This window comes from Pseudonocardia humida (assembly GCF_023898865.1).
Classification (GTDB): domain Bacteria; phylum Actinomycetota; class Actinomycetes; order Mycobacteriales; family Pseudonocardiaceae; genus Pseudonocardia; species Pseudonocardia humida.
Genome location: NZ_JAGSOV010000062.1, coordinates 25,521 through 38,491, shown reverse-complemented (window position 1 = coordinate 38,491; position 12,971 = coordinate 25,521). Strand labels below are relative to the sequence as shown.

Here is a 12,971-nt window from a genome sequence, read left to right as displayed (position 1 = left end):
CCGGGTAGATCGCCGCCGTGTCCAGGCGTGACGACGAGTTGCAGCGGGTGGCGGACCGGACCTTCGGCTGGTCGCGGCTGACCGACGACCAGCGGGTGGCCATGGAGCACGTGGTGGACGGCCACGACGTGCTGGTGGTGTTGCCGACGGGGGCCGGTAAGAGCGCGATCTACCAGGTTCCCGCCCTGCTGGAGGACGGCCCGACGCTGGTCGTCTCGCCGCTGCTGGCCCTGCAGCAGGACCAGCTGGAGGGCATCGACGACACCCGGGCCCCGGACGCGGTGGCGGTGAACTCCGCCCAGCGGGCCGCCGAGCGCGAGCAGGCGTGGCGCGCCGTGCGCGAGGGCGGGGCCAAGTACCTGTTCCTGGCGCCCGAGCAGCTGGCCAAGGACGAGACGGTGGAGCGGCTCGCCGAGCTGGGCATCTCGTTGTTCGTGGTGGACGAGGCGCACTGCGTCTCGGCGTGGGGCCACGACTTCCGGCCCGACTACCTGCGCCTGGGCCACGTCATCGAGCGCCTCGGCCACCCGACCGTCATCGCACTGACGGCGACCGCCGCGCTGCCCGTCCGCGCCGACATCGTCGACCGGCTCGGCCTGCGCGAGCACCGCGAGGTCATCGCCGGGTTCGACCGCCCGAACCTGCACCTGGCCGTGGTGCCCGCAGGCGGGGACGACGAGAAGCGCCGCGAGGTGGTCGCCCGCGTCCGCGAGCTCGACGCCGACCCCGCCACCCACGGTGGCCTGCTCTACGTGGCGACCCGCAAGGACGCCGAGTACTACGCCGAGGCGCTGGCCGCGGAGGGGCTGCGGGCCGAGGCCTATCACGCCGGCATGCGCAAGGCCGACCGCCGGCGCGTGCACGAGAGCTTCCTCGACGACGGCGTGGACGTGGTGGTGGCGACGTCGGCGTTCGGGATGGGGATCGACAAGCCCGACGTGCGCTACGTCCTGCACGCCTCGGCCCCCGAGTCGCTGGACTCCTACTACCAGCAGGTCGGCCGGGCGGGCCGCGACGGCGAGCCGGCCGTCGTCGAGCTGCACTACCGCCCGGAGGACCTCAACCTGCAGCGCTTCCTGACCGCGGCCAAGGCCCCCGAGGACGCCCTGCGGGAGGTGGCCCGGGCGGTCGAGCGGGCCGACGGCCCGGTGCGCCCCGCCGACCTCAAGCACGAGGTCGACGCGACCCCGGTCAAGCGCACCCGCGCGGTCAACCTGCTGGAGGAGGCGGGCGCCCTGACCACCACCGAGAACGGCAGGCTGGAGTACCTCGACGAGGACACCCGACCGGCCGACGCCGTGCGCGATGCGATCGAGGTGGCCGAGACCCGGCAGCGGCTGGTCCGGTCGCGGATCGAGATGATGCGCGGCTACGCCGAGACCACCGACTGCCGGCGCCGGTTCCTGCTCGGCTACTTCGGCGAGTCCCTGCCCCGCCGCTGCGGCGACTGCGACACCTGCGACGCCGGGACGTCCCAGGACGTCCAGCCCGAGAGCGACGAGTTCCCGGTCAGCAGCGCCGTCCAGCACGCCGAGTGGGGCGCCGGCGTCGTCGTCTCCTCCGACCCCGCCGAGCTGACGGTGATGTTCGAGGACGTCGGCTACAAGACCCTCGCACTCGGCGTGGTCCGCGAGCGCGGCCTCCTGGAGGTCGTGCGCGAGGGTTGAGTGCCGGGACGGCTCCGCCACCGGCACTACTGCGCAACGGGACCACAACGTGACTGCACGAAAGGACAGACGGAAGTACGTCCACCCCGGCCCGCCAACCGCAGCTCGAACTACGAGGCCGGGCCTCGCTCTGCTGTCCGGAGGTGACCGCGCTCGGTGCCGCCGACATCGAGCGCACGACCGGTGAGCAGGCGCAGGACCAGGGCCAGCGGCGGCCAGTCGGCCCGGCCGCGGCGGATGACCGCGTACGACCGCAGCACGACGTCCGGGTCGTGCAGGGGGAGCAGCTCCACCCCCGGCCGGACCGGCTGGTCGGCGGGCAGCAGCCCGACGCCGAACCCGCCGGCGATCATGTCCTGGACCAGGTCGAGGCTGTCGATGCGCTGCACGATGCGGGGCTCGAAGCCGGCCATCGAGGCCATGGTCCGCACGACGCGCTCGTCGGCGGTGCCGCGGGAGTTGACGATCCAGTCCCGGTCGCGGTGGGCGGCGAAGACGGCGGGCGCGGTGCCGGTGGGGGTCGCAGCGCCGGTGGGCACGGCGAGCGACCACGGGGTCGTCCACAGCGGCGTGGCCGCCAGCGCCGGGTCGAACGGCGCGGGGGCCAGGCTGTAGTCGTAGACCAGGGCCAGGTCGACGCGGTCGCCGGCGAGCAGGGCGAACGCCTCGTCCGGCTCGTGCTCGTGGAACAGCAGCCGCAGTCCGGGGCGGTCGACGGCGATGTCGGCGGCGATGGGCAGCAGGGTGCCGCGCACGGCGGTCGCGAAGCCGGCCACCCGCAGCGTGCCGGCGGGTTCGGTGCCCGGGTCGAGGTCGAGCCGGGCCGCCTCGACGGCGGCCTGGATGGTGACGGCGTGCTCGGCGAGCCTGCGCCCGGCGGGGGTGAGCCGCACGCGGCGCCCCACCGGCTCGACGAGCGTGGCGCCGACCTCGCGGGCCAGCACCGCGATCTGCTGGGAGACCGTCGACGTGGTGACGTGCATCTCGTCGGCCACCGCGCGCATGGACCCGAGCCGGGCCAGTTCGAGGAGGAACTGCAGGCGACGGGTCTCCACGGCGCCATCGTTCAGGTTCGGTGAACGGTTTGTCCACGATGAGCACGTGGACCTGGACGGTCGGTGGTGCGTGTACTGGGCCGGTGACCGCCACCTCCTCCCGCACCGGCGCCTCCCTCGCCATCGCCGCGATGGCCTGCGTCCAGCTGGGGCTGGCCGCCTCGGTGGGTCTGCTCGACCAGCTCGGCGCGGACGGCGTCGCCTGGTTGCGGCTGGCCTGGGCCGGGGTGCTGCTGGCGGTCGTGGTGCGGCCCCGGCCGTCCTGGTTCACCCGCTCCAGCTTCCTGGCCTGCGTCGCGCTCGGGCTGGTCACCGGCGCGCTGACCATGCTGTTCATGGCCGCGGTGGCCCGGCTGCCGCTGGGCACGGCCAGCGCGCTGGAGTTCCTCGGGCCGCTGGCGGTGGCGGTCGCCCGCGGTCGCGGGGGAGCGCGTCGGCTGCTGTGGCCCGCGCTCGCCGCGGTGGGGGTGCTGCTGCTGACCGAGCCGTGGCACGGCACCGCCGACCCGCTCGGCGTGGCCTTCGCGCTGGCCGCCGCCGTCTGCTGGGCCGGCTACATCCTGCTCACCCAGCGGGTCGGCGACGAGGTCACCGGGGTCCGGGGGCTGGCGGTGTCGATGCCGGTCGCCGGGCTGCTGGCCACAGCGGTGGCCGGGCCGTCGATGTTCGGCGAGCTGACCGTCGAGCTGCTGGTGGCCGGGCTGGGCATCGCGGTGCTGCTGCCGGTGATCCCGTTCTGCCTGGAGCTGCTGGCCCTGCGCCGGCTCACCACGGCCGCGTTCGGCACCCTGATGAGCCTGGAGCCGGGGATCGCGCTGGTCGTCGGGCTGGTCGTGCTGCACCAGGTGCCGGGGGCGGCGGCGGTCGTCGGGCTGGCGTTCGTGGTCGCCGCGGGGATCGGCGCGGAGCGCACCGGGGCGCGGGCGCCCGCGGTGCCCGAGCGGGCCGTGGCGTGACCGCCCGGTCCCGGCCGGTGCTCTAGCGCGGGCCGTCGGTCCCGTCCTGCGGCCCGTAGGCGACGAGGAAGCGGTCGCGGAACTCGTCCATCCGCCACACCGGGGAGTCCGGGGCGGGGGCGAGGCCGTCGCGCCACCCCCAGTCGGCGATCCGGTCGAGGACCGCGGGGTCGCGGGCCAGGATCGTGATCGGCACGTCGCGGCTCGCGCCCTCGCCGGTGACGTTCGGGGCCGGCTGGTGGTCGCCGAGCACGACCATCACCGTGTCGTCGTCGCCGTAGGTCTCGACGTAGGACAGGAGCGCCTCCAGCGTGTACTCCAGCGAGCGCCGGTACTCGGTGCGGACCCGGGCCTCGTCCGCCCAGACCTCCTCGTAGGTGAGGCCCTCGGCGATCTGCGGGTTGAAGATCGAGCCGTCGCCCAGCTCGTCCCAGCCGACCATGCGCGGCAGCGGGGCCCACGGCCAGTGGCTGGACACCAGGGCGATCTCGGCCATCACCGGAGGGTGGTCGGGGGAGCTGAACTCGCCCTCCTGCAGCCGCTGCATGGTGAACTGGTCGGGGACGGGCCCCCAGCCGAAGTTCGGGCCGTGGTAGTCGAGCGTGGGCTTGTCGTAGAGGTGCTGGTAGCCGAAGAAGCGCCCCTCCGGCCACTCCTTGGTGATGCCCGGCATCACCCCGACGGTGCGCCACCCGGCCTTGCCGAACGCCTTGTTGAGGGTGAGCCGGTCGGTCTGCACGAGCTGGTTGTAGCGCTGCTGGTCGTTGGTCCACAGCCCGGCCATCAGCGCGGCGTGGGCGAGCCAGCTGTTGCCCCCGGTCGTCGACGACGTCAGGTAGCCCGTCCGGGCGGTGAACCCGGCGGCTGCCAGCCGATGGGTGCCCTGGTCGAGCAGGGCACCGATCTGCGGGGCGTACTCGGGGTTCTCCAGCGCGCTGCGCCCGTAGCTCTCGACGAAGGTGAACAGCACGTCCTTGCCGCGCAGCGCGGTGAGCAGCTGGTCGCCGGGGGTGTCGCGGTAGGCGTCGACGGCGATCTCGTCGGCGAAGACGTAGCGGTCGCGGATGCTGCCGACGATTTGGACGCTGCGCTCGGTCAGCATCCCGGCCGCGTTGGCCGAGGCGACCGGGACGCCCGGGACGACCTGCACGCCGAGCAGGGCGCAGACGAGCCACACCGGGGCGGCGACGGCCAGCACCCGCAGCGCGAGCGGCCGGCGCCGCCCGGCGAGGCGCGTCAGCCGGTCGACCGCCAGCGGGAGCAGGACCATCAGCGCGACGGCCAGGGCGATGGCGCCGACCGTGGCGGCGGTCGTGCCGGTCTCGCCGATCGAGTCGCGCAGGACGTTGAGCGCGTCGCCGAGCTGCTTCCAGTCGACCAGCACGTTGAACTGGCGGTCGAGCACGGACAGGAAGCCGAGGTCGAGGATCCGCAGGATGAGCAGCACGGCCAGCACGAAGCCCAGCACCGGCGCGAGCACCCGCCGCGCCCGCACGGGCAGCAGGAGCAGCACCGCGAGGCAGGCGATGGCCTCGGCCGGCAGCCGCAGGAAGGCGCCGACGGTCAGCTCGGCCAACCGGCCCGGCACCAGCAGGGCGACCAGCACGAGCAGCACGGCCAGGGCCGTCAGCAGCCGGCCGAGCGCGACCAGCACCGGCGGGCGCGGGCGCTGCGGCTCCCCGCCCGCGGTCGGTTCGGCCTCGCCGTCGGTGGACTCAGGGGCGGAGGGCTGCGCCGCCGCGGGCTCGTCGCCCACCTCGTCGCGCACGGGGCCGTTCCGCTCCGGGGTCGAGGACCGGCGGGAGCGGGGGAGCAGCGACAAGGCCGGGTCCTTCTGTCCGGGCCCGGCCGGGAGCGCGCCGGTGCTGTGCGGGAGGGGCATCATGGCAACCCGGGGTCACCGGGCGGCCGGCAGGTCCTCGTCAGCGTGACACACGGCCGTTCGTCGGTGGGACGAGAACCCGCTGCCGCGGCCGGTGGCGCGGCGTCGGGCGGACCGGGCGCGACAGCAGCTCCGGAGCCCCCTGCACCACCGTGACCAGGTTGCGGCGCACCCAGAGCGGGTTGGCCGCGAACTGCGGCGACTTCTCGATGTTGTGCGCCACGTGCATCAGCCAGCCCAGCACCATCACGACCCGGCTGTCGAGCACGTCGCTGCCGAGCATCCGCTGGGTGCGGGCGAAGAGCTGGTGGTCGTCGGGGCGGATGTCGGTGAGCCGGTTGAGCACGGTCGCGCCCAGCTCCGCGCCGCTGGTGACCATGAACGTGGACACCAGGTGGAAGCCGCTGACGTCCATCAGCGGCATGCCCAGCTCGTCGGCCTGGCACCAGTCGACGACGGCGATGACCTGGCCGGCCTGGTCGGTGAGCACGTTGTCGGGGGTGTAGTCGCCGTGCGCCCAGCCGGTGGCCACCACGGCCCCGCGGACGTGCTCGGCGAGCTGGTCGGCCAGCGCCAGCGCGGCGGGCCGGTGGGCCTTGGGCAGCGCCCCGACGACCTCGGCCATCGGCTCGTGGATCCAGCGGATGAGCTGGGCGTCGCCGGCGACCACCGGCGTGGAGGTGAGCCGGTGGAACTCCGAGATCGTGGCGATCGCGCTGGAGCGGAACCGGCGGGTGCGGGTCAGGTCGTAGAGCGCCCCGACGCCGCGCTCGCCGGGCAGCCGCGACTCCACGATGCAGTAGCTGCCCCCGACGTGACCTGCCCGTTCGATGGTGGGGATCAGCGCGCGCCAGCCGCCGAGGCGGGTGTCGGCGTGCAGCCGGTCGAGGACCTCGGTCTGGCGCAGCAGCTGCGAGCGCCCCGCGACGCTGTCGGCCGCCTTGAGCAGCGCGCCGGTGCCGCCGGAGAGGTTCTTGAAGTCGATGACGATGGAGTCGGACTTGCCGGCGATCAGGTCGCCGAGCCCCCACTCCTCCGGCGAGGAGGCGTTGTGCTCGTGGGCCAGCGGGCGGACCCGGCGCACCAGCGCCGCGCTGCGCACGGCGTCGATGCGGGTGCTCAGCAGCGGCGGCAGCCACGGCGCGGTGGCGATCAGGATGCCGATCGCCATCAGGGTCTGGGCGACCAGCCAGGACAGGCCGACGCCGGTGATGCCCAGGTGCGGCATCAGCGCCCAGGACCCGATGATGACCGCGAGGGCGAGGGTGGCGGGCACCCCGAACAGCACGCCCATGCGCTGGCGCACGCGCGCGGCGTTGACCGTCGAGGCGGTGATGACGTTCGGGATGGCCGACAGCGAGGCCAGGATCAGCGCCATCGAGCCGTTGGCCGCGTAGTGCTCGCCGAACACCAGCAGCCACAGCGGCGCGCCGACGGAGACGACGGCGGCCACCGGGACGACCAGCATCATCGCCCGGCGCACCATGGCCTTGCGGGCCTTCTCCAGGCCGGCCAGGTCGGAGGCGCTGTGCGCCACCATCGACTGGCCCATGCCCGAGGAGACGGTGTAGAGCGCCTGGGAGATCGTCCAGACGATGCCGTAGACGGCCGCCGACTCGGCCTCCAGCCGGGCCAGCACCAGCAGCGGCAGGCCGAACAGCGCGCACTGCCACAGCGCGGCGCCCGCGTAGTCGGCCCGGATGAACCGGGTGAACCCCCCCAGGGTGATCGGGGTGGCGCTGGCGACGGTCGCCCGACCGTGCGCGGGCAGGACCTTCAGCAGCAGCCAGGCGTTGATCGCCAGCACGACGGCCGCCGTCGAGACGACCCAGGAGATCGCGATGCCGCCGGGGACGGCGCCGACGAACGCCACCACCAGCAGGGCGATCTTCAGCACCGAGAAGACGGCGTTCTCGACGGGTACCGCGGTGGCCTTCTTGACCGCGGTGAGCACGAAGTCCTGGATCACGAACAGCGACCAGACGGGCGTCGCGATCAGGAAGAAGGCGACCAGCCTGCCGTAGCCCAGGCCCTCGACGAGCTCGGGCGCCCAGATCTCGGCGCCGAGGGCGAAGACCCCGCCGACCAGTGCGGCGAACGTGATGGCGGCGAGGTAGCCCAGCGCGACGAGGCGGCGGGCCGCCAGGCCGGCGACGGGCACGAACCGCAGCAGCGCGTAGGTCATGTTCAGGTGCGCCACGCTGCCGAGCAGCATCATCGTGTTCAGCGCGACCTGGTTGACGCCCAGCACGGCCGGCGGGAACAAGCGCGCCGCGATGACCCAGTAGAGCAGGCCGACGACCGAGGTCAGACCCGAGCTGAGCACCAGGGCGAGCCCGTCGCGGTGGGCGGGGGCGAGGCGCGCCAAGGGTCGTCCGCGGGTCTCCGGTCGAGGTGTGGCGCCGGGAGCGGGAACCACGACCTGCCGCTCCGCCGTCGTCATGGCGCCGGACTCTAGCAACCTGCCGGGAGGCGGTCGTTCGCCGAGGCGTTACTTCCGGGTCGGGGAACTGGTTCAGCGCAACAGCCCGCGGTGTCCGGTTTCTGTGCGCTCGCACCAATCCACCGGCCTGCGGAGAGGAACGTTCCGTAGTGGGTGGTGTGCGCGCCGTCATTGCCGACGATCGACGAGAAGCGTCGGCGAATGGCTCATTCGGCCTAGAGAGCTGCTCTTCGACAAGGTGAAGAGTCCTCGGGGCGGGCCCGGGTTGCGTCGGTGTGGTGAATGCGACATCCACTGACGCCGCTGTGGCTTGGATCACAGGACGGTGACGTTCGGTGAGCGGCGGCCGACGTCGAACCATCCGGACGGGCACGACCGGCGCGTATCGTCCCCCTGTGCGGATCGCCGTCGTCGGGGCCGGGGTGGTCGGGCTGGCCACCGCCACCGAGCTGCTGGACCGCGGGCACGAAGTGCGCTGCTACGAGGCGGACACCCCGATGGCGGCCCGCTCGGTCGGCGACACCCGGATCTTCCGCCTCCTCCACCAGCGCCCCGAGCTCGTCGACTGGGCGGCACGGGCCCGCGAGCGGTGGCGGGCGTGGGGCGAGCGGGCCGGCCGGCCCCTCGTCGGCGACGAGGGCGCCGTGGTCGGCGGCGACATCGGCCCCTGGACCGCCGCCATGTCCGCGGCTGGCGCGCCGTTCGAGGTCACCGACACCCGCCCCGAGCTCCCCGCCGCCGCGCCGGGCGGGCCGTTCCTGCTCGACCCGGGCGGTGGCGTCGTGCGGGCCGCCGACACCGGCCGCTTCCTGCTCGACGTCGTCGGCGCCGCGCTCGTCGGCGAGGCCGTGGCGGACCTGCGGGTGTCCGGCGGGCTGGTCGAGGTGGCCTCCACGACCGGGACCGCGACCTTCGACGCCGCCGTGGTCGCGGCGGGCGCGGGGACGGCGGGGCTGGCCGCGCCGCTGGGCGTCGCGGTGCCGGACGCGCTGGTCCACCACCACCGGTTCACCTTCCCCCTGCGCGACCCCGCACGCGTTCCACCGGCCTGGATCGACCGCTCCGCGAGCTGGCGGCCCGGGTTCGGCAGCTACGGCCAGCTCGCCGGGCCGGGCCGGTGGGCGATCGGCGCGCACGCCGACCAGCTCGACGAGAGCTGGGAGTCCGGTCGCGAGGCCGTCGAGCTGCGCTCGCGCCAGCTGGTGACCGCCTACGTCCAGGAGTACGTGACCGGGGCGCTGCCCGAGGTCGTCGAGACCGTGTACTGCGCCGCCCCGCCCGGGCTCGGCGACGGCGTGTCGGCGGCGGTCGCCGGGCCGGTGGTCGTCGTGTGGGGCGACAACCTCTTCAAGTTCGCCCCGGTGCTCGGCGCGGCCCTGGCCGACGCCGCGCTCGACCGGGAGCTGCCGGCGGCCCTGCGCGTCGCCGCGGGCGGCTGACCGCCCCGCTCAGCGGTCGGTGCTCCGCCGCGCGCCGCAGGTGGGGTGCACCGGCGCGGTCCGCCCCGCCGGCGGGACGGGTCCCCGGGTTGCGGCCCGCAGCACCGCGACCGCCTCCCGCACGGTCCGCGTGAACGGCAGCGGTCCGATGCCCGCCCCGACCAGCTCGGCCAGCCAGCGCGGCGCCCCGACCACGGCCACCGCGGGCGCCCGGTCGACCGCGTCCTCGATGCAGCGCACCGCGGCGGCCCCGACGAAGACGAGCGCCAGGTCGAGCAGCACGGCGCCGGTCGACGCGCCGACCGACGCGGCGATCTGCGCCCTGGCCACCTCCTCGGTGGCCATGTCCAGGTCGGCCCGGGCGGTCAGCAGCACCCCGCGCCTGCCCGGTCCCGGGACGTCGGCGAGATCGCCGACGTCGAAAACCCCACTCATCCGCACCCTTCCGCGCGCACCACGGCTGCATCTCCCGCGGGGGCAGGGCGGAGGGACCGGTCGATCCTATGCGCGCGTGGCGGGTCGGGCGCTACCCGAGGCCGAAGCGCTCGGCGTGCACCTGCCGGTTCGGCACCCCCAGCGCGCGCACGCTCCTGAGGACGGCCTCGGTCATGGCGGGCGGGCCGCAGACGAAGACCTCGCGCTCGACGATGTCGGGCACCAGGGCCAGCAGGTTGGCCGGGTCGAACGGGGAGTTGCCCGGCACCGTCCGCCCCGTCAGCACGTGCAGCTGCGCGCCCCGCGACCGGGCCAGCTCCTGGATCTCGCCGAGCAGCACCGCGTCGGTCGTGCTGCGCGCGCGGTAGAGCACCACCGTGGGCCCGGTGCCCTCCTCGAGCAGCGCCCGGACCGGCGTGATGCCCACCCCGCCGGCGACCAGCAGGGCGCCGGGGCGGACCCGGTGCATCCCGGTGAACGCGCCGTAGGGGCCCTCGATGAAGACCCGGCTGCCGACCGGGACGTTGCGCAGCCCGGCGCTCGTCTTGCCCGCGGCCTTGGCCGTGAGCCGCAGCGAGCGGCCGTCGGGGGCGGCCGAGAGCGAGAACGGGTTGGCCTGCCACCAGGGGTTGTGCCCGACGAAGCGCCAGATCATGAACTGGCCCGCCCTGGCGGGCAGCTGCTCGAGGTGGCGCCCGGTGATGTGCACGGACACGACGTCGTCGGACTCCGGCACGACCGCGGCCACCCGGTACCGGTGGCGGGCGTTGCGCCACACCGGCACGCCGACCCGCCCGACGAGCAGCGCGGCGATCACGACGGCCCACAGCGTCCACCAGTAGCCCGCCGCGATCGGCGACCCCGGGAACGTGGTGCCCTCCAGCAGCTGGTGGGTCACCCCGAGGGCGATCGTGATGTAGAGCAGGAAGTGCACGGCGTGCCACGTCTCGTAGGACATGCGCCTGCGCGCGTAGCGGACCGAGGTCGCGGCGACCACGACGATGATCGCGGCGGCGACCATGCCGAACAGCGAGGCGGGCACCACGGCCAGGCTGAGGAACGTCGCCCCCGGCGTCATCGCGTAGAGCGTGGCGTAGCCGGCGATGATGAACGAGAAGTGCAGCAGCACGGTCCAGAACAGCCCGAACCCGACCCAGCGGTGCCACGCGGTCAGCCGGTCCATCCCGATGCGCCGGTCCAGCCACGGCAGCCGGGCGATCAGCACCAGTTGCACCATCATCACCAGCCCGGCGTGCAGCCCGAAGAACTTGGCGATGGTCAGCACGCCGTTCTTGCCGGTGCCGTAGACGACGAACAGGACCTCGACGAGCAGCAGGTTGGCCAGCACGAACGCGCCCAGCGCCAGGCGCGCGGTCTGGGCCGGGGTCGAGGCGGGGCGGGTGAGCGCGGGGCTCGTCGCCGTCATCGGGTGCTCCTGTTCGGCGCGGCGGGAGGGGTGCCGTCCGCGGACCGCGGGGCAGCCGGAGCGTACGGCACCCCCCGTGGTCGACCGGTCGCGTCGACGACACGATCGGGGTAAATCCCGCAACCCGCAGTGACCAGCGGTGAGAACATCTTCACGCGGAGTTGTCAGCGCGGAGGGGCCACGACGATACGTAGTCGGCTTCTCGATCGGTCACGTCGGGGATGACGCGGGGAGCCCGTGCTCGGTGAGCCCGCGCGCGGTCGGTCGCACACCGGTCGGGAGGGACGCCGTCGCGGGGCTCGCGTCTCACCGACCGGGCGCGCGTCACCCGGTCGAGGCCAGCTCCACGCTCCCGGTCCGGCCGCTCCCCAGCGACCCCCAGCCCGGCGCCCCACGGCACCGGTCCCGGCCTGGGCGCGCGACCGACCGACCGGGAGTACCGAACGTGCCAAGCCTCGTTGCGCTCGCCACCGCCGTCGTCGCGGCGGCGCTCACCTTCTCCCCGGCGCAGCCCCCGCCCGGACCGCTGCCCCCGGTCCCGCTGGACGGGCCGCAGAAGCTCTCGCTGGCCGAGCGCACCGTGCCGTGCCGCAACAGCCTCCGCGACGCCGACCTGATCAACCGCCGGATCGCCAACAGCCGGCCCGGCGACGAGACCGTCTTCGACGGCACCTGCCTGGTGAACAAGACGATCAAGCTGGTGGGCGGACGCACCTACCGGGGCGGTTCGCGCACCGGCACCGTCATCAAGCAGGCCGACGGGGCGAACCTCGACGCGATCTTCGCCAGCGACGGCTACCTCGACAACACCACGACCACGGGCCTGCCGTTCGCGCTGCGGACGCTGACCGTCGACGGCAACCCCGAGAACAACCCGACCGCCAAGGACTCGATCGTCATCCGCTCCTGGCAGACCCAGGTCGAGGACATCGAGATCAACGGCAGCCGGCGCCACGGGGTGCGGGTGACCAGCCTGTCGCAGAACGGCACCCGGATCACCAACACCCAGGTCAACGGCCGCATCGCCAGCACGCAGATCAACGACTCCGGCGGCAGCGGGCTGTACGTGGAGGACCCGGGCAACTCCGTCACCGACTGGCAGTTCGCCGACAACTACGTCGCGGGCACCGGCGGCTACGGCGTCTCGCTCGACAACGCGGCCGGCGTCGACGGCAACTACGGCCTGCGCGCCAACCGCATCTACGGCACGGGCATCAGCGACAACTACATCGAGGACTTCTGCACCGTCGGGCTCATCGCCCGCGTCCAGGGCGACGCGGCCAGCACCATCTCCAACAACCGCATCCTCAAGTTCAACGACGGTGACGGCACGTTCCTGCGCGTCGAGGGCAACTACGGCGACGGCAAGGTCGCGGTGACCGGCAACGCCATCCGCGGCAACGGCGGCGGGGTCGGGCTGGACTACATCAAGGGCAACGCGAACAGCCTGGAGGTCGTCTCGGCCGGCAACCTGGTCACCGAGGTGGCCATCCCGATCCAGGTCGGCCCGGGCGTCGTCGTCAGCTCGGGGCAGTTCGCCGCGCTCGGCGGCATCTGAGCGGCGCGCCCGTCACCCGGTCGGGTCGGGCGCGCACGCGCGCGCCCGGCCCGACCGGCCGGTCAGATGATCCCGACCAGCCACATCAGCCCGATGAGGACCAGCCAGAT

Annotated in this window: 9 protein-coding genes; 4 read left to right on the top strand and 5 right to left on the bottom strand. The window is 74.0% G+C overall.

The window, feature by feature from the left end; genetic code table 11:
• Nucleotides 1-17: 17 nt before the first annotated feature.
• Nucleotides 18-1,667, top strand: coding sequence for a RecQ family ATP-dependent DNA helicase (locus tag KDL28_RS29310; RefSeq protein ID WP_252443797.1), 1,650 nt, complete (start codon nt 18-20; stop codon nt 1,665-1,667).
• Nucleotides 1,668-1,777: 110 nt separating this feature from the next.
• Here the strand turns inward: KDL28_RS29310 and KDL28_RS29305 are convergent, their stop codons facing one another.
• Nucleotides 1,778-2,722 (bottom strand): LysR family transcriptional regulator, encoded by a 945-nt coding sequence (locus KDL28_RS29305; protein ID WP_252443795.1) that lies wholly within the window; start codon nt 2,720-2,722, stop codon nt 1,778-1,780.
• Between the two features lie 83 nt (nt 2,723-2,805).
• Here KDL28_RS29305 and KDL28_RS29300 point away from each other — a divergent pair, with 83 nt between their 5' ends.
• Nucleotides 2,806-3,678: an EamA family transporter gene (locus tag KDL28_RS29300; protein WP_252443793.1), complete on the top strand. Its 873-nt coding sequence runs from the start codon at nt 2,806-2,808 to the stop codon at nt 3,676-3,678.
• A 22-nt stretch (nt 3,679-3,700) separates the two neighbouring features.
• Here KDL28_RS29300 and KDL28_RS29295 read toward each other — a convergent pair whose 3' ends face one another.
• Nucleotides 3,701-5,500 (bottom strand): sulfatase-like hydrolase/transferase, encoded by a 1,800-nt coding sequence (locus tag KDL28_RS29295; RefSeq protein WP_252443791.1) that lies wholly within the window; start codon nt 5,498-5,500, stop codon nt 3,701-3,703.
• Between the two features lie 100 nt (nt 5,501-5,600).
• On the bottom strand, nt 5,601-7,928 hold the full coding sequence (locus tag KDL28_RS29290; RefSeq protein ID WP_252443789.1) for a phosphotransferase: 2,328 nt from the start codon (nt 7,926-7,928) through the stop codon (nt 5,601-5,603).
• 470 nt (nt 7,929-8,398) lie between these two features.
• Here KDL28_RS29290 and KDL28_RS29285 point away from each other — a divergent pair, with 470 nt between their 5' ends.
• Nucleotides 8,399-9,442 carry an FAD-dependent oxidoreductase gene (locus KDL28_RS29285; protein WP_252443787.1) on the top strand — a complete coding sequence of 348 codons (1,044 nt, stop codon included), beginning with the start codon at nt 8,399-8,401 and terminating at the stop codon, nt 9,440-9,442.
• A gap of 9 nt (nt 9,443-9,451) precedes the next feature.
• On the opposite strand, the gene KDL28_RS29280 is transcribed toward KDL28_RS29285, so the two are convergent.
• Both KDL28_RS29280 and KDL28_RS29275 read right to left on the bottom strand, forming a co-directional pair.
• Complete coding sequence (locus tag KDL28_RS29280) at nt 9,452-9,877, bottom strand: hypothetical protein (protein WP_252443785.1); 426 nt, start codon at nt 9,875-9,877, stop codon at nt 9,452-9,454.
• 91 nt (nt 9,878-9,968) lie between these two features.
• Nucleotides 9,969-11,303 (bottom strand): ferredoxin reductase family protein, encoded by a 1,335-nt coding sequence (locus tag KDL28_RS29275; RefSeq protein ID WP_252443783.1) that lies wholly within the window; start codon nt 11,301-11,303, stop codon nt 9,969-9,971.
• A 445-nt stretch (nt 11,304-11,748) separates the two neighbouring features.
• Here KDL28_RS29275 and KDL28_RS29270 point away from each other — a divergent pair, with 445 nt between their 5' ends.
• The gene (locus tag KDL28_RS29270) at nt 11,749-12,861 is read left to right on the top strand and encodes a right-handed parallel beta-helix repeat-containing protein (protein WP_252443781.1); all 1,113 of its coding nucleotides are present in this window, start codon (nt 11,749-11,751) and stop codon (nt 12,859-12,861) included.
• Nucleotides 12,862-12,971 lie beyond the last annotated feature (110 nt).

Coding starts and splice junctions, on each gene's coding strand:
- KDL28_RS29280 (WP_252443785.1), bottom strand. CDS start 9,877: ATGAGTGGGGTTTTCGACGTCGGCGATCTCGCCGACGTCCCGGGACCG.
- KDL28_RS29275 (WP_252443783.1), bottom strand. CDS start 11,303: ATGACGGCGACGAGCCCCGCGCTCACCCGCCCCGCCTCGACCCCGGCC.